The following is a 19,447-nucleotide window of genomic DNA, read 5'->3' as shown; positions in this document are numbered from 1 at the left end:
CGCAATATTTATAACGGCTCACTGTACATTCATTGGAAGTCTCAATGTCTCTTAGTGATTGCAGGATATTGGAATTACCCCGGATTTCCGATCCGCGTGGTAATTTAACGTTCATCGAGAGCGACAACCATATTCCCTTCGGGATCGACCGTGTCTATTATCTTTATGATGTTCCCGGCGGGGCAGAGCGCGGCGGTCACGCGCACAAGCAGCTTCATCAGCTTATTATTGCCGCATCTGGTAGTTTCAGCGTTATGCTTGATGATGGAACGGAAAGGCGTACGTTCTTTCTGAACAGATCGAACTATGGCCTGTATATATGCCCCATGATTTGGCGTGAACTTCACGATTTTTCATCCGGTTCCGTATGCATGGTTCTCGCATCACGCAAATACGAAGAAGAAGATTATTACCGAGATTATGCCGAATTTCAGGAGGCAGCAGAGAAGCGTGGTTAAGTTTCTTGATCTGTATGAGGTAAATAATAGGTTCGACAAGAATATTCGAGCTGCGATTGATCGTGTTCTGTCATCTGGATGGTATATTCTCGGTGAAGAATGTGCCGCATTCGAATCTGAGTTCGCGGCTTTTAGTGAAGTTCGGGAATGTATCGGTGTAGCGAACGGCCTTGATGCTTTGGTCTTGGCGCTCCGTGCATTAAATATCGGTGCAGGAGACGAAGTGCTCGTACCGTCGAATACCTTTATTGCCACATGGCTGGCGGTCAGCCAGGTAGGTGCAATCCCCGTTCCGATCGAGCCCGATCCAGTCACATTTAATATGGATCCAGCACGCATCCGTGGTGCATTGACGGCGCGTACCCGGGCGATCATTCCGGTACACCTGTATGGTCAGCCGGCCGATCTCGATCCGATCTGCGCGTTTGCAGCATCGTATGGCCTGAAGGTGATCGAGGATGCCGCGCAGGCACATGGCGCCCGTTATCACGGTCGTCGGGTGGGTAGCGATGCCGACCTCGCATGCTGGAGTTTCTACCCCGGCAAGAACTTAGGCGCGCTTGGCGATGGCGGCGCGGTTACGACGAACGATCCGGCTCTGGCCGCTCGTTTGCGCCAGCTGCGCAATTACGGCTCTTCGCGCAAGTATCACCATGAAGAGCTTGGCGTGAACTCACGTCTAGATGAGATCCAGGCCGCAATTCTTCGTGTTAAACTGGCATCGCTTGATGCTGATAATGAGCGGCGCCGCATAATTGCGGACATGTACACGGCTGGGTTGGCCGATGTGCCGATCGGCCTGCCAAGCATGCCCGATTATGCGCAGTCCGTGTGGCATCTGTACGTTATCCGGCATCCACAACGCGACGTTCTGGCGCAGCGGCTGGCGGACGTTGGTATCGCGACTGTGATCCACTATCCGCTTTCACCACACCTGCAACCGGCTTATCGCCCACTGGCCATCCCGGCCGGTTCGTTGCCGATCGCAGAGCAACTACAGGCCGAGGTGCTGAGCCTGCCTATCGGGCCCACCCAGCGCGACGATGAAACCAAATCCGTCATCCAAGCTGTGCGCGATTGCGTTTCATCGCTCTAGGCAACTGCCGGTTAGCGATCCCCCCGCCCCCGATGAACCTTATCCGCACATCCCTGCTCAGCCTGATCGCGACGTCGGTGAAGATGCTAGCAAGCCTGCTGATCGGAAAGGCAGTAGCGATCGTGGGCGGACCTGCAGGCCTCGCTACGATCGGCCAGTTTCAGAACTTCGTGCAGATCGTTCTCACGGCCGCCAAGGGGGGGCTTGATACTGGTGTCACGAAATACACGGCTGAATATGGAGGCGACGAGGGCAAACGACGCTCTGTACTGAGTACAGCGGCCTGGCTGTGCGGCGCCACTTGCGTGACAGTGTCGCTCGTCCTGCTGATCGGTGCGAGGCCTTTATCCGAAGCTTTCCTAATGACGTCGGCATACGCCTATGTCATCCGCTTGTTCGGCCTGACCGTCTGCCTCTTCGTCGTTAACAGCTTGCTGCTCGCTGTCGTTAACGGCTTGCAGGAAACCCGTACCTATATCCTCGTCAACATCGCTCAAAGCCTGTTGACCCTGTTCCTAACGATTGGATTGATCGCGTGGCTAGGTTTGGTGGGGGCACTGGTCGCCCTTGCCACCAACCAATCGTTGGTCCTTGTCGTTCTGCTATGGGCGATCCGTCATCATGCCGTCATCCGGTGGTCCAATTTTCGTGCCGGCTTCGATCGCGCAGAAGCTGTCCGCCTTCTCCGATACAGTGCGATGACAACAGTGAGTGCTATCGTCTCACCGCTCACCGCAGTGCTGGTGCGTGACCATATCGCCGGCACATTGGGCCAGAATGCTGCCGGTCAGTGGCAAGCGATGTGGTATGTCGCGTCAGTCTATCTGACTGTCGTCACGACCAGCCTCGCCGTTTACTATCTTCCCAAGCTATCCGCTACACTCGACCATGAAGACATCCGCTCTGAACTGAAGCAGGCGTTCCTGATCGTGATGCCGATCGTGACCTTGAGCGCATCGGCCATCTATGCAGCGCGGAAATGGATCGTACAGCTCCTCTTTACGGACGCGTTTAGACCCATGCTTCAGCTTTTCGGCTGGATGCTCTTGGGCGACATCGTTAAGATGGCGTCCTGGCTGCTATCCTATCTGATGCTGGCGAAGGCAATGACGCGCGCTTTCGTGGTGACCGAGCTGCTGTTCTCGGCGACCTTTGTGCTTCTGGCCTATGTCCTGGTCAATCGACATGGACTGGTCGGTGTCGCTTATGCCTACACTGCCAATTACGTCCTGTATCTTGCCTGCATCGTCGTCGTGACACGGCGTTTCTGGCGCCCCGTGCCGTTCAGCGCCACATGATAACTGCTCCTTGCTTTTCGATGCACCTGGCGCAAAATCGTACGGCCGCACGCATCCGCGACCGATTTTATATCCGGAGCGCTTACTGATGCTGTCCGTATTTATTCCATCGTTCAACCACGCCGCCTATGTGACGCAGGCGATCGATAGCGCCCGTCGGATTAACGTGCCCGGCACCCATATCTATGTGATCGACGACGCGTCGACCGACGATTCAGTCGCCGTGATCAGGGATCACCTGGCGCAGGAGCGTGCCTCCAACGTGACGCTTGTTACCAAAGAACGGAACAAGGGCGTGATCGATTCTATGCTGACGTTCATGGATCGGTGTCAAACCGAATTCATCTACGTCGTCTCGTCCGACGACATCGCCGTCGCAGAGGGCGTCGAAGAGTTGGTGCATCATCTGAACGATCATCCCAAAATGGGCTTCATCATCGGCGGTGGGTACAATCTTTTGGCTGATGGCTCATCCGTGCCAGTGTACAGCAAACGACACCAAAAGCTTTTTAGATATTCAGGCAACCGCTTCATTACTCGATTGTTCCTGATGGATGCCAGTCCACTTCTTTGTCAATCCAGTGTTTTCCGCCTTCAAGCACTTGTGGAAACGAATGCCGTCACGCGCGGCCTCGTCGCCGACGATTACGCAATTTTTTCAAAGCTTTTCCAGAAATTCATGCGCCGTGGCGTAGATTTCGAATTCTATCCAGATGTGGATGTCGTCAATTATCGGCATCATCAGACTAACAGCTATCGAAATCTATTGCGACAAGTTGAAACGTCGATCCAGGTACTGAAAGCCGTAGCACCTCCGGCGCTCCGCCAGCGCGCGATCGGGTACAAGCTTGCCTTCTATTTCCTAGTGGCGGTGCGTCGCCGTGACCGATCCGCGGCGCGCGATATCACAAGGATGGTGGGATGGCATCGCGCCAGTGACTTTGCGGCCGGGCTCGTGGCACATGCCTATTGGTGGATGCGTTTCCAATGACCGAAATTCAGTTCCTTACCATCGCCATCGACAATTGGTTGACGCTGGCACCGCTGACACTTCTCTGCTCGGTCGCCCTATGGTTCAGCATCCGCGATCGTCTGGCGGCCGGTGTGCTTGACCCAATGACGCTGACGCTGGTCTTCGCCTTTGGTATTAATTACGGCATCGTTCTCTTTATGAGAATTGAAGATCTAATCGACTGGCCATTGTTCCTGATGGTGGCTAGCTATGCGGTCCTGTTCATCATGGCATTGAGGATTTCGTCATCTGCAAAAGCACCGCCGCTGATCTACACTTATTTTAGCAGACTTAGTGACGAGCGTCTGGGTTCTTCGGTATTCACAATTTCCGCTTTAATTTATGCAGCTTTCAGCTTGCTCATTTTTTCGTCGATCGGTTTCGGTATTCTGGCGGAAACGAATCGCTTCGATGTAGCAAGAGGCTATGGGGCAGCGATTCGCATCATGGATGGCCTCAGTCCCTTTATCATTGCCTATGCGGCCCTCGCGATCATCGAAAAGCCTAGCGGCCGCGGCGCCAAGTTCATCCTGCTAGGTGTCTTTATCCTTTACGCGGCCATTGTGAATGGTGCGAAGGCATCGGTCATCTACAGCCTTTCGATTATGTTTCTTTCCTTGTCAATGAGCCGATTTAAAGTCAGGATTTCTACATGGCAAGCGATCATGGTTGTCGTCGTAGGTCTCTCATTTTCCGCCATCGCACTCAGCATTAACCTTAATAATAACAATGTTCGTGCCGAAAACACCGATCCACTTGCCATGTCTTCAAGTCAGGTGATTGCCCGGCTAGCATATCGCTTTATTGGTTTTGGTGACACCAGCTACCTTATTCTACCAAACCACATTATTGATGGCCTTCAGAAGGATAGCGTTGCTGCGCGCTTTATTGCTCCCGTAGTGGGTAATGATAATCTCGGAAAGCTTCTTGGCTATGAGGTCGCAGACTACTCTGTAGGGCGCCAAGCATTGCTTCATTATGCGCCAAATTCTGCGGTTGGGGGCGGACCTACAAGCCACTTCGATTTTTTTGCCTATGTATACTTCGGTCCAATAGGAGGTGTATTTTTTATTATTATTCTTGGATGGTTCCTAGGCAGAATAAGCCGCGCAGTGCATCTGACTTCCCAGAATGTGGACACACAGAATAACAAGCTCCTGATCAGCCTGATGGCAGCGATCTGGGCGCGCGGTGTCCTTGTCGTTATAGAGCCGACGGTGGCGCTAGCCTATGTTCTTGACATCATAGTCTTATTCACCGTGATCATCATCATGGCGATGGGGATCCACGGGCCGGGAACTGGAGCGGCGCCACGTCCCTCGCCCCATCCGCATCATTAGGGAGTGCTAGATCGATGAAAGTGGCAGCGGTGATTGTGACGTATCGCCCCACACTCACGGTACTGCGTGAGATCATGCGGATCCTGTCGAATCAGTGCGACATCATCGTCGCCGATAATGCGGCCACGCCGGATGAAGCTCACTTGGTGGCGGCGCAGGTCGGGAATGCCGGGCACGTCACCTATCTGTCCATGCAGGGCAATCTTGGCATTGGTGCGGCGCAAAACGCCGGGATTGCCGCGGCTTGGGCAAGGGGTGCGGAGGCCGTGCTTCTGCTCGACGACGACAGCATCCCCGCAGCGGATCTTGTGGAATGCTTGGTGCGATGCGCCCGCACGCTCGGCCCGCAGGCGGTAGTGAGCGCGAATGCAATCGCGCCGGACGGCAAAGAGATCAGCAACATTCGGAATGCGGTCGGAGCGCTTCCACATTGCCGCGATATGATGAGCTCAGGTGCGCTCATTCGTCGCAGCATTTTCGAACGGGTGGGCCGTTTTGACGAAGACCTGTTCATTGACGGCGTCGATTTTGATTGGGGATGGCGTGCTCGACAATTAGGCTTTGACCTGCGGCTGTGCCGGTCGACAGCCATCCGGCACCGGCTCGGTGACGGTAGCGTCGCCGGTGTGCGATATCCCTCTCCGATCCGGCATTATTTTCAGTACAGAAATGTCCTCCGTCTCATGCTTCGTCCACATACGCCATCGGACTGGCGGATTGCGCAATCGTTCAAACTCGCGGCGAAGCTGGCATTGATCCCGTTGCTGATGCCGCAACGAATGGTCCGCCTGCGGTTTGCAGTCAGTGGCATTCGGGACGCCTTGCTGGGCGTAGGGGGACCGTACGTTGCCACTCCACGAGGCAAACGATGATCCCGCCCGGACAGGATCGCGCATCTATCGCCGCGATTGATGCGAAGGAAGCCGACACCGCGGTGCTTCTATGCGTTCATCGGGGCGCAAATGCCGCGCATTTCGACGAAGCGATCGGGAGTATGAAGACGCAGACCTATGCCAGGATGCGATTGTTCGTCTATTGCGACGGGCCGCTCACCGATCCGCTGGAGGACGTGCTGCAACGGCGGCTGGATCTTACGGATGGTCGCGACATCGTCTTGCGGGGAAGCCGTTCCTGCGGTCTGCCGACCGGGCTTAACACCCTGATCGATCATGCCCTCGCCACCCCCGCAATCGCCTTCATGGCCCGCATGGACGCCGACGATATTTCCGTTCCCACCAGGCTCGCGATACAGATCGGCTTTCTTCACGACAATCCCGACGTTTCTGCCGTCGGATCATGGTGTATCGAGTTCAGTCACCCCGGAACCGCTGATTTCTACAAGCGACTGCCTGTGAAACATCAGGAACTCGCGACGTTCATGCTGTACCGTAGTCCTTTCAACCACCCCACCGTTGTCCTGCGCCGACATGTCTTTGAACAAGGCTTCCGGTACGACCCGTCCTTGTCGCAGATGCAGGACTATGATCTATGGTCGCGGCTGGTGATTGGGGGATTTCGTATTGCGAATGTTCCCGAATTTTTGCTCTGGTTTCGGATGGAGGCCGGCTTCTTCGCGCGACGCGCCGGCTTGCGGCGCGCGCTGAGCGAGGTGCGCATGCGCATCGCCTATGCCAAAAGCGCCGAAATGCTCCGAGGCGTCAATTATTTACGTTACACGAGCCTGCTGCTGCTGCGCATTGCCCCTGTGTGGGTCAGGAAACTCCTCTATCGTCACCTGCGGTCGGTCTGATCGCACCCGATGTCGCCGGTATCGCGCCGGCCGCGTCGGCTAGGAGAATGTAATGGACTGGTTACTCGAGCGCTTTAATCAGGCTCCTGATCGCGCGGCGTTCATTCACCGTGATCGTCACGTTGGCTACAAGGAGGTCGTCGACCGCACGGTATCGTTCCGCGCGTGGGTAGTGGACGGCGGGATCCTGCGGGGCGATCGCGTTGCGGTGCTGGGCGATTATTCGCCTGAGATGTTCTGCATGATGCTGGCGCTGGCGCAGAATGGCAACGTCGTCATACCGCTGTCGCGTGAATCCGTGGTCGAAAAGGACAGTGCGTTAGGTATATCCGGATGTGAATGGCTGATCGAGTTCGACGACGAGGACTTTGTACCATCCCTGTCATCGCATGTCGTGAACGCAGATCATGAATTGCTTGCTGCGCTCAAGACCAGTGCCCACCCCGGTCTTCTTTTGTTCTCATCCGGATCAACAGGCCGCCCAAAGGCAATCCTTCACGACTTTGACCGGGTCGTTGCAAAATTTCAGAAGCAGCGTTCTCCTGTCAGTGCGATCCCGTTCCTGATGATCGATCACTTTGGCGGCATCAACACAATCCTAGGGATAGTAGCCAACCTGGGGACGGTGGTGACAGTGGCCAATCGCTCAATCGGGAACATTTGCGCGGCGATCGAGCATCATCGTGTCGAGCTTCTGCCGACGACGCCATCGTTTCTGACAATGATGATCGCATCCAATCTGCACCGCGAATACGATCTGTCGTCGCTACGCCGCATCACTTACGGCACCGAAGTGATGCCACAAAGCACGCTTGACCGACTCAAAGCTGATTTCCCCGCGGTAACGTTGCAGCAAACCTATGGCCTTTCCGAAGTCGGAGTGATGCGATCCCAATCGCGGGACGACGGATCCCTCTGGGTCCGGTTGGGGGGCGAAGGATTTCAGACGAAAGTTAAGGATGACGTCCTATGGGTCCGTTCTGAATTTGCGATGCTCGGCTATCTTAATGCACCATCGGAGTTTGACGAGGACGGGTGGTTTAATACCCAAGACCGGGTGGAATTTGATGGCGACTATTTCCGTATCCTCGGACGGGTTACCGACATCATCAACGTCGGCGGCCAGAAGGTCTATCCGGCTGAAGTGGAGGACGTCATCCTCGGCTTGGAGAACATTACGGACGTAGCGGTTTACGGGGAGCATCATCCGATGTTGGGCAACGTGGTCGTCGCGAAGGTTTTGACGACGTCGACCGAACCGGTGACAGACTTGAAGCGACGTATTCGCCGCGCATGCAACGTGTCGCTGGCGAACTACAAGTCTCCGGCAAAGGTCGTCCTGGCGGATGGCCCCTTGTACACCTCGCGGCAGAAGAAGCGCCGCGGCTAGCATACCATGATGGTGCTAAGCCGCCAATCCGACCGTTTCCGGGTGGTGCGCGATGCCATGCTGATGTTCTAGCCAGGCTTGGAACATCAGCATGCACCAAATTTGCGGAAGTCGAGCGCGATCACCCTGCTGGAAGGCCTTCCAGCTTGCCTGGGCAAGCTTCGGGTCGAGGTACCCTTCGGCGTGCATCCGGACAGGATCGAGGAGATGGTCCGCCCAAGAGCGCAGCGGACCCAGCAACCATGCGCCGATCGGGACACCAAAGCCGGCCTTCGGACGGTCGATCAGCGATGCCGGCACGTAACGATACAAAACCTCCCGAAGGATGTGTTTGCCCCGATTATCGCGGATCTTTGCGCTCAGTGGGATTCGCCATGCCAGTTCAACCACACGATGGTCGAGAAAGGGAATACGACCCTCCAGGCTGACGCTCATGCCTGCTCGATCGACTTTCACCAGGATATCATCCGGCAAGTATGTGGCCGTATCCATGAATAGCATCGTGTTGCGGAAGTCCATAAATCTGACGTTTCGCCGGCCGGCGTCGTTGGACGGCGCCCCCAGCACCAGGCCATGGTCGCTCGGCCATTTTGATACAAGCCGTTCGTAGAAATCGGCCGGCTCTTCGGCAGCGATGACTGCGCCCACCTTGCCCAGCCGCTCGGCTAGATCCGCGACACCAGCGCCAGCACGTGATAATTGCGCGATGCCGGTTGCCGCCCTCGTCAGCGATGGCGCGGTCAGCAAGGCAGCAACTCCACGGCGAAGCAAGCGCGGCATACGCTCCGACCCATGCCAGATGCGCGACCCCAAGACGTGGCGGTTGTACCCGGCGAACAGTTCATCGCCACCATCGCCTGACAAAGCAACGGTCACTTCCTTTCGGGCAAACGCGTTGACGAGAAAAGTGGGAAGCTGGGACGCGTCGGCAAACGGTTCGTCCCAGATCTGCGGCAGGCGCGGAAGAACGTCCTGGATTTCAGCCGGCGTCACGCGGAGCATGTGGTGGTCCGTGCTAAGATGTCGTGCAACAGCCTTCGCATGTTCGGATTCGTCGTAGCTGCGCTCCGTGAAGCCGATGGAAAAGGTCTTGATCGGACGGGATGATTGCGCCTGCATCAATGCCGTCACAGCAGACGAATCCACCCCGCCCGACAGGAACGCGCCCAGCGGTACGTCAGCTTCCATCCTGAGCGCCACCGCATCCCGAAGAAGCCCGTCGAGCTCGTCGACGAGTGCGGGCGTATCCGCCAGCGGGCTGGCTACGCCCTCGGCTGCGATCCGATCCAGATCCCAGTAGCAACGCGGCGCAGCGAGACTACGATCGTGAGCCGCGATGGTCAGTATGTGGGCTGGCGGCAGCTTGCTGACGTCTCTCCAGATGCTGAGTGGGGCTGGTACATATCCCAGTTGCATGAAGCGTGCGGCGGCCTGTCGGTTTATGGTCCTCCGAAATGACGGATGGGCAATGATGGCTTTTAGCTCGGAGGCGAAGAAGATGCGGTTGCCTTGCTGGCCATAATAAAGCGGCTTCTCGCCAAGCCGGTCGCGTGCCAATGTTAGTGTTTGCGCCTTCACGTCCCACAGCGCGAAGGCGAACATGCCATTGATACGGGCAAGCGTCCGTTCAAGCCCCCATGCATCAAGGCAGGCAAGCAACACTTCGGTGTCCGAATGCCCCTTCCAATCGGGTGATGCCTTGCCCGCTTCCACATGACGGCGCAGCTGACGATGATTATAGATTTCGCCATTGTAGACGATGACATAGCGACCCGACGCCGACGTCATGGGTTGATGGCCGCTCGGCGACAGGTCGACGATCGACAGGCGGCGGTGCCCGAGGCCGATGCCCAGGTGCTTGTCCACCCAATATCCCGCGTCGTCCGGCCCCCGATGCTCGATGGACCCCGTCATGGCTCTCAGTTGCGCGAGCAGATCGTCGCCGCTGCCACCGCTTGCCATGAAACCAGCTATTCCGCACATGCCCAACCTCCTGCCCGCCGTCCTAGGGTGGCCTCGATGGCTCTGCAATGCAGTGCCCACCCATCGCCTTTACAGGGCGGAGCCATCTACGCTAACGCGCGCCCATGGAGCGTTGCGCGGCCTCGCGCCGTTCATCGCTTTGGATCGGATACGTATGCCCCTCACCGACGGCCAGTCACGTCCCCTGCTGACCGAAATACAGGATCTGTTCCGTCAGCAGCATCGTTTCTCCGCCGACATCGTTGATCGTTCCTTCAACACCTTTGGGGACGTCTGGGCCGACAAGTTCGAGAGCGCCGTCGGAGTCATGTTTAATGACACGGCAGCGCGCTCCGCAGCGATCAAGGGCTATGCTGCGTTTGCAATGACGTCGCTGCGTCTCCAGGCAAAATTTGAAAAAACCAGGGATTATCAAGCAAAAACCTACGCTGAGGCGGCAAGTGAAGTCTATCACAATGATGTGTACATGCAGTCGGAGTACCTACCTGGGCTGTTCCTGTCCCATTATCTATGGCCGCATCACTATCGGCAGATCCAATTTTTCGAGAGTGCCTTCGTAGATTACCTGCGGGTTGCCCGGATCGACCGGTTCCTTGAGGTGGGTGTCGGAACCGGTTTGTACTCGCGCATTGCACTTCAGGAACTTCCCATGGCCCATGGACGGGGCGTCGACATCAGCCCGTCATCGCAAGCGTTTGCGCTGCGCCAGATGGAGGTATTCCGCGTGGCGGATCGTTATGCGATTAATCTGGAGGACGTCGTCACCGACACCCCGAATGCGTCGGCCGAGGCACTGATCTGCGTGGAGGTGCTCGAGCATCTGGAACAGCCCGTCGAGTTTCTTAAAGCTTTGCGCCGAGTGCTCGTCCCCGGCGGCAAGGCCTTCATCACCGCGGCGCTCAACGCGGCGCATACCGACCACATCTATCTGTATCGCGACGCAGGGGAGGTCGAGGCGCAACTCGTGGAGGCTGGCTTCGTCACCGAGCAGTTCTTTGTCGGTCAGGCCTATGCACCGCCGCGCCCCGGCCTGCCGGTGCCTCTAGCTGCGGCGTTCATGGTATATTGATCGTGACGGACCGGAGAGAGGGGCGCTATGTCGCCCTACGTCCGCTTGTCCCGGACGATGCGGCTCTTACGTATGCATGGCGCCAGAGCATTCGCGCCCGGTTACTGAACCAGGGCGCGTCCACTGTAGCGGAGCAGGAGCGCTGGATTGGATCGCGACCTGCTAACGAGATGAACTTCGTCATTGAGCGCAGGGACGGGCGATCGATCGGCATGTTGTCCCTGGCGGCGATCGACCGCACAAACCGCCATGCCGAGCCCGGCCGTTTCCTGATCGGTGACGAGGAGGGTGCGCGCGGCATCCCGGCTGCTGTCGAGGCGATGAAGCTGCTGTACGAACTCGCGTTCGATGAATTACGGCTCGTACGTCTGTACGGTACCATCGCTGCCGATAATCGGCGCATGGTGACGTGGCAACGTTACCTCGGCATGCGCGAAGAAGGCCGCATGCGGCGGCATTATTTCATCGATGGCCGTTTCCAAGATGCGTTGATATTTGCGCTGCTGGAAGAAGAATACCGAACCGAAACGCTGCCTCGCATGAAGGCTCTGATAGGAATGGCCGGCGCAACGTGAACCCAGGAGTGAGCATGACAAAAGACGACGCCTTGCAGATCGTGCTGCGCGCGCTGGAACGCCTCAACGAGGAACTGGATGAACCGGTCGATGTTGGGCCGCGTACGCCATTGTTCGGTGCCGATGCGGTGATTGATTCCCTCTCGCTCGTGTCCGTCATCGTGGACGTCGAAGCAGAGGCTTCGGAGGCGTTGGGCAAACCGGTGAGCCTGACCGACGATCGCGCCATCAACCAACCAACCTCGCCGTTCACCGATCCGGAAACCTTGGCTGGTTACATCACTTCGCTGGCGGCGTGACACGCCGACACCATGACATCGTTAGGTGGTAAAATCGCGCTGGTGACGGGAAGTCGACACGGCGTCGGGCGAGCGATCGCCGAGCATCTGCTCTCCCGGGGCGCAACGGTCGTCGGCTTCTCGCGCGGGGAGGCCAGTCTCGATCACGCCAATTATCGGCATTACCGGGTCGACGTCGCTGACGCTTCGCTCGTGCAGGCGGCGTTCGCCGAAATTGCCCGTAACGTCGGCCCCGTTCAGATCGTCGTGAACAATGCAGCGGTGTTGACCTCCCAATATGCTATGATCATGCCGCCCAAAGCGGCGCGAGACATGCTGGACGTCAACCTGCTTGGCACCTTCCTGGTCAGCCGGGAGGCCGCAAAAATGATGCGCCGGACGAAGTGGGGGCGTATCGTTAACATCGGTTCAATGGCAGCCAGTCTGGAGCCTATCGGTGACTCTATCTACGCGGCGACAAAGGCGGGCGTCGCCACGCTGGCGAACGTTTTGTCCAAGGAACTGGGCCCTTTGGGAGTAACGTGTAATACCCTAGCCATTACCGCCATCGAAAGCGAAATGTTGAATCAATTGCCACGTGAAAAGGTCGAGGCCATCATCCGAAATATGCCAATCCCACGCTTTGCCCAGGCTGACGACATCATGAACGTTCTTGATTTCCTACTGTCCGAGCGCAGTGGATATGTGACTGCACAGACTATCTGGTTGGGTGGGATCAATTGACATGCGGCAGGTCGCCGACAACGTCTGGTGCGTGACGGCCGGAGGCTTTCCGGCGAACAGCTATATCTGTCGGACGGATGTACCAGGAGACGCTTTTCTAGTCGACGTGGGCCTTGACCCGGAACCGATCGCCGCTGCCCTGCAGATACTGAACTGCCGTCCTGCGCACCTATTTTGTACCCATGGTCATTTTGATCACATCGGCTCGGCGCGGTATTTTCAGGAACGCTACGGCGCGGAGGTCCACCTCCACACTGCCGATGTGAAGATCGCCCGCACGAACAACTTCATCCTGATGGTGATGAAACGCGAGGATCGTATTTCTCTACCTCCGCTGTCGCTGGTCGAGGACGGCGCTTCGTTCAGGTTTGGAGATCGTACCCTGATCTACCGGTCGACGCCGGGTCATACACCGGGCAGTTGTTCGCTGGTATGGGGCGATCAGCTTTTCACCGGCGACACGCTCTTCACGCAGGGTGTCGGCTTGTCTAAGCTACCCGGTGAAAATCCGGCGCAGTTGCGTTCGACCATCCGGTCTTTATGGGGCTTCCTGGATAACGTTATTGTTCATCCCGGACATGGGCCCAGCGCTCCGGGTATGATCGTAAAGCGGGACAACGCCGCGCTACGCGCCTTCCTCGCCGAGGACGCTACTGTTTTGGACAATTGCGATGTTTGATGCCGGAATCTGCATCTCCGGGGTTGGCCACCACCTGCCTGCGAAATCGGAAGACAACGAGACCTTATGTCAGAATCTAGACGTGACGCCCGACTGGATCGTTGCAAAGACCGGCATCCAGCGACGCTTCATCGCCGCGCCGGAGGATAGTGCCTCGGGCTATGCGATTGCGGCGGCCCAGCGCGCACTGACCTGCGCAGGCGTCTCCGCGAGTGAGATCGACCTCATCATCGTCTGCACGTTTTCGGGTGATTACATCTTCCCGCCGGTTTCAGCGAAGGTTCAGCTGGAACTCGGTGCCACCGACGCGCAGATTTTCGACCTGCAAGCGAATTGCACAGGGTTTGTCACCGGCCTGACTACGGCATCTGATCGGATGCGGGTCGATCCCACCGTTCGCAACGCGCTCGTCATCGGGGTCGAGTTGTGCAGTCGGTACATCGACCGGACCGACGTCAACACAGCGATCTATCTGAGCGATGGCGCGGGGGCGGCGGTGCTTTCGCACACGAAGCTCGACTTTGGGATCAAGGCTAGCGCGTTCCACACCGATGCGTCCAACTTCGAGGCCGTGCGTATGCGAGGCGGTGGATCAAGCCACGGCATGATCGGGCGAACCTATGATCCCACGATCGATCACATGGAGATGAATGGCATCGCAACCTGGAAACAGGCCATCACGCATATGCCGAAAGTTATCCGGCGCGCTTGCGAGAAAAGCGGCGTTGCCCTGCAAGACATCGATTTCATGGTATTCCATCAGGCCAATTATAATCTGATCGACTATATCGTGAAAAAGATGCGGCTCGATATGTCGAAGACCTACACCAACGTCCGTGAGATCGGGAATACCGGTGCTGCATCACTAGCGATCGCATTGAGCGAGGCGGTCGAGAAGCGCCTGTTGCATAATGGGGATACGGTTCTGCTGGCGGCGGTGGGCGCCGGCTTTAATTTCGGTGCCAGCGTATGGACCTGGCACATGCCCGGGCATGAGGACGCCTGACATGTTCGCAGATTTCGACCGCATCGCCGTCGGTGAGACCCGCTCGCTCCTCCGCACGATCACCGAAGCCGATGTTCGTCGCTTCGTCGAGATGACGGGGGATGATAATCCACTGCATGTCGATCGTGCCTTTGCGGAGGAGACGCCGTTTAAAGATATCGTGGTCCACGGCATGCTCGGGGCCAGCTTCATATCGACGGTGATCGGCACGCAATTGCCCGGCGCGGGCGCTTTGTGGGTGTCGCAGAACATCGAGTTCCTGGCACCCGTTCGGCTTGGAGACAGCCTGACAGTCAGTTGCACGGTGATAGCCAAGCACGAGCGCGAGCGCCTGCTCGAACTCGATACCCAGATCGTCAACCAGAACGGGCAGGTCGTCGTAACCGGTCGCGGCAAGGTGAAGGTTTTGGCCGGCAGACCGCAACGCGTTGACGCGTTGCCGACCGATCGCGCGCGCGTCGCGATCGTCACGGGCGGAACCGGAGGGATTGGTGCGGCGATCTGCCGCCGTCTTGCAGCAGACGGTTGCCAAGTCGTCGTCAATTATCGACGCGATCGCAACAAGGCCGAGGCACTGGCGGCAACGCTGAACGCAGACGGGCGCCGGGCGGTCGCCGTGAATGCGGACATCGGGGATCGTGAGGGCATCGATCGATTATACGACGCGGCCGTCCATGCGTTCGGATCGGTCGACATCCTTGTTAACAATGCCTCCCCACGCATAAATCCGAAGCCGTTCGGCAAGCTGGAGTGGGACGATTTCCAGACTCATCTCGACGTTCAGCTGAAGAGCGCGCTCCTCCTCATGCAGCGTTGCGCGCCCGACATGGCGGCTCGCAAATGGGGCAGGATCGTCAACATCAGCTCGCAAGCGATCGATGGACCGCCATCATCCGGATGGACGAGCTATGCCGTCGGCAAGGCCTCGGTCGCCATGCTGTCGCGGTATCTCGCTGCCGAACTTGGACCGCAGGGCGTAACGATCAATAGCGTGTCGCCCGGGATGACGGAAACAACTCTGATCGGAGACGTGCCGGAAAAGGTCCAGCTCATGACGGCGCGCCAGACCCCGCTGCGGCGTCTAGCGACGCCTATTGATGTCGCTGCAGCGGTAGCCCACCTGGCCTCCGATGATGCCGCGTTCGTCACCGGCCATACTCTGCGGGTTAACGGCGGGATGGCGCTGTCGTGACGCTGGAACCTGACCTGCGGGCAGCGCTGGAGGATCGTGAGATTACGCTGGCGGCACTGATGAAGACGGTTGCCTCGGCAGAACGCGTCCTGGCAAATGCTTCGGAAATCGTCATTGGCATCTCGTCGAATGCCACGGTCGATCTGTTGGGCACCTATATCCGGCGTGAAGCCGTACTTGCCGGGCTGCGTGCTCGCATCGTCATGGGCAATTATGACGATCCGATCGGTGATACGGAGCGTTTCCGGGCCGAAGGCGTGGAGCGCATGATTCTGCTTCCTGTCTTCGATAATGTGATTCCCGCCTTAGAGGCCCAGATACCGCATATGACGGCCGCGGCCATTGCGGATCAGGAGGAAGGTTTCCGCGCGAAGCTTAATCTGACGCTCGAAAAGGCTAATGTATTCAAATCGGTGCAGCTTGGCCTGTTCCACCGCATGGGACCCTCTGCCGCACCCGATGGACGAGATGCCGTGGCAGCGGTGATCGACCGCTTCAACCAAATCGTGGGATCCGTCGCCGCGGCCTATCCGAACGTCCAATTAGTGGATGTCGAAGCGGCGGTGACGACGGTAGGTCGGGAAACAGCGCTGGATTGGCGCTTTTTCCTGAAGGCCAAGGCGCCCTATTCCGCACGTGTCCTCGCCCTGCTTGCTGCCCGACTGGCGGCAGGCACACGAAATTTTGGCAGTCGATATTTGAAGGTTCTGGCGCTCGATTGCGATAACACGTTGTGGGGGGGGGTTCTTGGAGAGGATCTGGTCGAAGGTGTAAAGCTTGATCCCTACGATTATCCCGGCAACGTATACTGGCGCATACAGAACTCGATCTTGGCGCTGCAGCGCCAGGGTGTGCTGCTGTGCCTCTGCACCAAGAATAATCCTGACGACGTTGCAGAAATGTTTGCCCGACACCCGCACATGGTGCTCAAGGATACCGATCTGGTAAGCCAGCGGGTGAATTGGATCGACAAGGTAGCCAATCTGACTGACCTTGCGGCCGAGCTGAATGTCGATCTGGACAGCTTCGTGTTCCTTGATGACTCACCGGTCGAAGTCGAGGCAGTTCGCTCCCGCCTGCCGCAGATCACGATGATTCAAGTTCCGACGACACTCTCCGACTATCCACGGATCATAGCCGAGGTCGAACGGCTCTTCCTAGGTGCAGGCGCTGCAACTGATGGCGGGGCAAAGCTCGAACATTATCGCGCCCGTGCGGCAGCGGTTGAGGCCCGATCTGCTTTTGGCTCACACGAGGATTATTTGGCCTCACTTGAGCTTGAGGCTTCTATACATGTCGACCACCTGTCAGAGGCGGCGCGCATCGCCGAGCTGTCGCAGAAATCCAACCAGTTCAATTTGACCACTCGGCGCTACACTCAGGCACAGGTGGAGCAATGGATGAACGAAGCTGATAAGCAGGTATTCTCTATTACCGTGCGGAACCGCTTTGGCGACTCAGGACTGACCGGCGTGCTCGTCCTTCACTATGACGGGGATGTCGCGAGGGTGGACAACTACCTGATGAGTTGCCGTGTTTTGGGGCAGGGTGTGGAGTTTTCGCTTTGGTCCGCCGTACTCGCGCGAGTGGCGGTGAAGGGGGCGATGCGGATCGAGGCAGATTTTATACCAACGGCCAAAAACGCACAGGTCCGTGATTTTTATGATCGCCTCGGTTTGGAACTGCTCAATGACACCGGCGGTGTACGCCGCTATGGACGACACATCGCCGATTTCACGCCGACAATTTCTAACTGGGTGAAGGTTACCGATGCTTGACGAAGATAAGCTGAAACAGGTCATAGCGGATGTGCTGGACGTAGAGGTGACGACGATCGATGCTGATTTCAGCATGGACACGGTCGAAGTATGGGATTCGTTGCGACATATGACGTTGGTACTGGCGATTGAGGATGCCTTCGGCATTACGATCCCGGATGATGAGGCGAGCAACATCACGTCATGGCCACTGATCAAGATTGTCGTCGAAGAAGGAGTCGCAGCGGCCTGATCGCCATAGCAGTCAACGCTTGAGCGCGACGTAATCTATTGACGCGGCGTGGTCGAGCGGGCTTGTTCCTCCGCCGTGGCAAATGCCGCGGCACCACTTGCGTCTGGTTGGTAATCGCGGTCGATGCGGTTACGGATGCGTGATTGAATCCGATTGTCGATCCGGTTGGCCAGCCGCGCTAGCGGGGTAATTCCCTGTATCTGACCGCGGGTTTGACGCTTTCCTGCCTCGCCGACGGAAGAGGTCGCTGTTCGCCCACGAGCGGTCGATGTAGCTGTAACGGATTGGCAGGGTGCGGTTAGCGGCATCATTGCGGCAAACATGATGACAGCGGTAATCCGTTTCATTTTATCTTCTCTTCAATGATCTCAGTCATTTTAGGGTAGAGGAGCGACGACAACCTTAGTTACCCTTCCATCTGCACCTGCCGCGGCTTCGGGTGGCTGCGCGACCAGCAACAACGTCTGAAGAGTGCAATCGCGCGGTACCTCGACCATACCCGCAAAGTCACCGCTCGCCGATAAGGGGACCCGACCCAGCTCCCGGCCGTTCTGACACGTCAATACCCAATAAGCCGATCCGGGCTGGTCGATACCTTCACTTCGACCACTCAGCCGATAGTGGCCAGCGGGCAGCAGTTGGAGCTGCCGCATAATGGGACCACCAACGGATGAAGGTACGGCGAATTCAGCAAAGCCCTGCTGGATCGTGGCCGTGATCCCCTCGGCGTTCGCCGTTACCCAGTCCAGTGAACTTGGGGTCGAAAGATTGGCAGTAAAGCTCTGATCACGCGATCGCCGACGATCTACGCCCGGATGAAAGCTGGCGTAATAATTCCACGCCTGATCCAAGAACCCTTTTGTGAGCAGAACGTCAACCATCGTGCTGTTCGCCCGATCGGTAACGATCGCGCTTCCTCGGCGTGCGTCGCGTAGCAGGATCGCTGCCTCTCTCGGATCACCGGCATTGCCAGGAGCGAATTCGATAAAGCTTGTGCTCCAGCGCGGCCGGGTGGCGAGCGTCCGTACAAGGCCTGCCCGAACGACGGAATCCTTGCTGGCTTCGAGAAGCACCGGAAAGAGCAGGTCGGCAATTTCCGGATGGGTGCGAAGCGCCGCGTCATACCAGCGAAGCGCACCTGCGATGCTGCTGCGGCTGACCTCATGTTCGATCGACCACAATTGGGTCGTCAGGTCGCGGCGCGACAGTCGTTGACCATAGGTGAAAGCACGAGTGGCAGTCGCCTGATCCGATCTCAGGTCAGCGTTTGTGCCCAAGTTCGACACCGCAGCTTGGACGGTTGGGTCTTGCCGTAGGGCACGCCGCGCCAACAGTTCGGCGCGGGCACGATCCGAGCTGCTCGCTCCAGGAAGGGATAGCGACGCTGCATATATTGCCGTCACCCTACCATTTGGCGGAGACAATTGATAAGCCAAGGCAGGATCGGTCCGCGCCAGGATTTGTCCGGACGTGAAGAGTAGCGCATAGGTTCCGGTCGCAACGACCATCAACGCCGCAAGTCCTCTGACCACCCATTCAGTACGCGAGCGGGTCATTACGCGTCGGC

General features: G+C 57.6%; 19 protein-coding genes. 17 read left to right on the top strand and 2 right to left on the bottom strand.

Features of this window, described 5'->3' with window-relative positions; translation table 11 throughout:
• Positions 1-44: 44 nt before the first annotated feature.
• The 8 genes from Q5H91_RS16490 (at position 45) to Q5H91_RS16455 (ending at position 8,344) form a co-directional block, all read left to right on the top strand.
• Positions 45-458, top strand: coding sequence for a sugar 3,4-ketoisomerase (locus Q5H91_RS16490; protein WP_305174558.1), 414 nt, complete (start codon positions 45-47; stop codon positions 456-458).
• Entirely contained in the window at positions 421-1,554 is a 1,134-nt protein-coding gene (locus Q5H91_RS16485; protein WP_370655284.1) for a DegT/DnrJ/EryC1/StrS family aminotransferase, read from the top strand. Before Q5H91_RS16490 ends, Q5H91_RS16485 begins: the two co-directional genes overlap by 38 nt.
• Before the next feature lie 32 nt (positions 1,555-1,586).
• Positions 1,587-2,852: an O-antigen translocase gene (locus tag Q5H91_RS16480; protein ID WP_305174556.1), complete on the top strand. Its 1,266-nt coding sequence runs from the start codon at positions 1,587-1,589 to the stop codon at positions 2,850-2,852.
• A gap of 88 nt (positions 2,853-2,940) precedes the next feature.
• Complete coding sequence (locus Q5H91_RS16475) at positions 2,941-3,843, top strand: glycosyltransferase family 2 protein (protein WP_305174555.1); 903 nt, start codon at positions 2,941-2,943, stop codon at positions 3,841-3,843.
• Positions 3,840-5,204, top strand: a complete 1,365-nt coding sequence (locus Q5H91_RS16470; RefSeq protein ID WP_305174553.1) for a hypothetical protein — start codon at positions 3,840-3,842, stop codon at positions 5,202-5,204. Before Q5H91_RS16475 ends, Q5H91_RS16470 begins: the two co-directional genes overlap by 4 nt.
• Positions 5,205-5,218: 14 nt before the next feature.
• On the top strand, positions 5,219-6,076 hold the full coding sequence (locus tag Q5H91_RS16465) for a glycosyltransferase (protein ID WP_305174552.1): 858 nt from the start codon (positions 5,219-5,221) through the stop codon (positions 6,074-6,076).
• The gene (locus Q5H91_RS16460; RefSeq protein WP_305174550.1) at positions 6,073-6,954 is read left to right on the top strand and encodes a glycosyltransferase; all 882 of its coding nucleotides are present in this window, start codon (positions 6,073-6,075) and stop codon (positions 6,952-6,954) included. Before Q5H91_RS16465 ends, Q5H91_RS16460 begins: the two co-directional genes overlap by 4 nt.
• Before the next feature lie 52 nt (positions 6,955-7,006).
• Positions 7,007-8,344: a class I adenylate-forming enzyme family protein gene (locus tag Q5H91_RS16455; RefSeq protein ID WP_305174549.1), complete on the top strand. Its 1,338-nt coding sequence runs from the start codon at positions 7,007-7,009 to the stop codon at positions 8,342-8,344.
• Positions 8,345-8,359: 15 nt separating this feature from the next.
• Here Q5H91_RS16455 and asnB read toward each other — a convergent pair whose 3' ends face one another.
• Complete coding sequence (asnB, locus tag Q5H91_RS16450) at positions 8,360-10,327, bottom strand: asparagine synthase (glutamine-hydrolyzing) (RefSeq protein WP_305174548.1); 1,968 nt, start codon at positions 10,325-10,327, stop codon at positions 8,360-8,362.
• A gap of 154 nt (positions 10,328-10,481) precedes the next feature.
• On the opposite strand from asnB, the gene Q5H91_RS16445 reads away from it, so the two are divergent.
• Genes Q5H91_RS16445 through Q5H91_RS16405 form a run of 9 tightly spaced genes read left to right on the top strand, consistent with a single transcriptional unit; the run spans position 10,482 to position 17,880 of the window.
• Positions 10,482-11,396 carry a class I SAM-dependent methyltransferase gene (locus Q5H91_RS16445; RefSeq protein ID WP_305174546.1) on the top strand — a complete coding sequence of 305 codons (915 nt, stop codon included), beginning with the start codon at positions 10,482-10,484 and terminating at the stop codon, positions 11,394-11,396.
• A 2-nt stretch (positions 11,397-11,398) separates the two neighbouring features.
• On the top strand, positions 11,399-11,971 hold the full coding sequence (locus Q5H91_RS16440; RefSeq protein WP_305174559.1) for a GNAT family N-acetyltransferase: 573 nt from the start codon (positions 11,399-11,401) through the stop codon (positions 11,969-11,971).
• Between the two features lie 14 nt (positions 11,972-11,985).
• Positions 11,986-12,270 (top strand): hypothetical protein, encoded by a 285-nt coding sequence (locus Q5H91_RS16435; protein ID WP_305174544.1) that lies wholly within the window; start codon positions 11,986-11,988, stop codon positions 12,268-12,270.
• Positions 12,271-12,282: 12 nt separating this feature from the next.
• Positions 12,283-12,993: an SDR family NAD(P)-dependent oxidoreductase gene (locus tag Q5H91_RS16430; protein ID WP_305174543.1), complete on the top strand. Its 711-nt coding sequence runs from the start codon at positions 12,283-12,285 to the stop codon at positions 12,991-12,993.
• A gap of 1 nt (position 12,994) precedes the next feature.
• Entirely contained in the window at positions 12,995-13,672 is a 678-nt protein-coding gene (locus Q5H91_RS16425; RefSeq protein ID WP_305174541.1) for an MBL fold metallo-hydrolase, read from the top strand.
• Positions 13,665-14,678 (top strand): 3-oxoacyl-ACP synthase III family protein, encoded by a 1,014-nt coding sequence (locus Q5H91_RS16420; protein ID WP_305174540.1) that lies wholly within the window; start codon positions 13,665-13,667, stop codon positions 14,676-14,678. The genes Q5H91_RS16425 and Q5H91_RS16420 overlap by 8 nt, the downstream gene beginning before the upstream one ends.
• Before the next feature lies 1 nt (position 14,679).
• Complete coding sequence (locus tag Q5H91_RS16415) at positions 14,680-15,870, top strand: glucose 1-dehydrogenase (protein WP_305174539.1); 1,191 nt, start codon at positions 14,680-14,682, stop codon at positions 15,868-15,870.
• Positions 15,867-17,648: an HAD-IIIC family phosphatase gene (locus Q5H91_RS16410; protein ID WP_305174537.1), complete on the top strand. Its 1,782-nt coding sequence runs from the start codon at positions 15,867-15,869 to the stop codon at positions 17,646-17,648. Before Q5H91_RS16415 ends, Q5H91_RS16410 begins: the two co-directional genes overlap by 4 nt.
• Complete coding sequence (locus Q5H91_RS16405) at positions 17,641-17,880, top strand: acyl carrier protein (RefSeq protein WP_305174535.1); 240 nt, start codon at positions 17,641-17,643, stop codon at positions 17,878-17,880. Before Q5H91_RS16410 ends, Q5H91_RS16405 begins: the two co-directional genes overlap by 8 nt.
• A 377-nt stretch (positions 17,881-18,257) precedes the next feature.
• Here the strand turns inward: Q5H91_RS16405 and Q5H91_RS16400 are convergent.
• Positions 18,258-19,447: hypothetical protein (locus Q5H91_RS16400; protein WP_305174533.1), on the bottom strand; the 1,190-nt coding region annotated here is incomplete at its 5' end.

It is taken from the genome of Sphingomonas aurea (assembly GCF_030678875.1).
Classification (GTDB): Bacteria; Pseudomonadota; Alphaproteobacteria; order Sphingomonadales; family Sphingomonadaceae; genus Sphingomonas; species Sphingomonas aurea.
The sequence above is the reverse complement of the archived record's forward strand: the minus strand, read 5'-3'. Positions and strand labels throughout refer to the sequence as shown.

What these genes read in the sequence shown, in the direction of transcription:
- asnB (WP_305174548.1), bottom strand. Translation starts at nt 10,327, where the DNA reads ATGTGCGGAATAGCTGGTTTCATGGCAAGCGGTGGCAGCGGCGACGAT.
- Q5H91_RS16420 (WP_305174540.1), top strand. Translation starts at nt 13,665, where the DNA reads ATGTTTGATGCCGGAATCTGCATCTCCGGGGTTGGCCACCACCTGCCT.
- Q5H91_RS16455 (WP_305174549.1), top strand. Translation starts at nt 7,007, where the DNA reads ATGGACTGGTTACTCGAGCGCTTTAATCAGGCTCCTGATCGCGCGGCG.
- Q5H91_RS16475 (WP_305174555.1), top strand. Translation starts at nt 2,941, where the DNA reads ATGCTGTCCGTATTTATTCCATCGTTCAACCACGCCGCCTATGTGACG.
- Q5H91_RS16480 (WP_305174556.1), top strand. Translation starts at nt 1,587, where the DNA reads ATGAACCTTATCCGCACATCCCTGCTCAGCCTGATCGCGACGTCGGTG.
- Q5H91_RS16430 (WP_305174543.1), top strand. Translation starts at nt 12,283, where the DNA reads ATGACATCGTTAGGTGGTAAAATCGCGCTGGTGACGGGAAGTCGACAC.
- Q5H91_RS16460 (WP_305174550.1), top strand. Translation starts at nt 6,073, where the DNA reads ATGATCCCGCCCGGACAGGATCGCGCATCTATCGCCGCGATTGATGCG.
- Q5H91_RS16465 (WP_305174552.1), top strand. Translation starts at nt 5,219, where the DNA reads ATGAAAGTGGCAGCGGTGATTGTGACGTATCGCCCCACACTCACGGTA.
- Q5H91_RS16405 (WP_305174535.1), top strand. Translation starts at nt 17,641, where the DNA reads ATGCTTGACGAAGATAAGCTGAAACAGGTCATAGCGGATGTGCTGGAC.
- Q5H91_RS16435 (WP_305174544.1), top strand. Translation starts at nt 11,986, where the DNA reads ATGACAAAAGACGACGCCTTGCAGATCGTGCTGCGCGCGCTGGAACGC.
- Q5H91_RS16415 (WP_305174539.1), top strand. Translation starts at nt 14,680, where the DNA reads ATGTTCGCAGATTTCGACCGCATCGCCGTCGGTGAGACCCGCTCGCTC.
- Q5H91_RS16490 (WP_305174558.1), top strand. Translation starts at nt 45, where the DNA reads ATGTCTCTTAGTGATTGCAGGATATTGGAATTACCCCGGATTTCCGAT.
- Q5H91_RS16425 (WP_305174541.1), top strand. Translation starts at nt 12,995, where the DNA reads ATGCGGCAGGTCGCCGACAACGTCTGGTGCGTGACGGCCGGAGGCTTT.
- Q5H91_RS16445 (WP_305174546.1), top strand. Translation starts at nt 10,482, where the DNA reads ATGCCCCTCACCGACGGCCAGTCACGTCCCCTGCTGACCGAAATACAG.
- Q5H91_RS16470 (WP_305174553.1), top strand. Translation starts at nt 3,840, where the DNA reads ATGACCGAAATTCAGTTCCTTACCATCGCCATCGACAATTGGTTGACG.
- Q5H91_RS16485 (WP_370655284.1), top strand. Translation starts at nt 421, where the DNA reads ATGCCGAATTTCAGGAGGCAGCAGAGAAGCGTGGTTAAGTTTCTTGAT.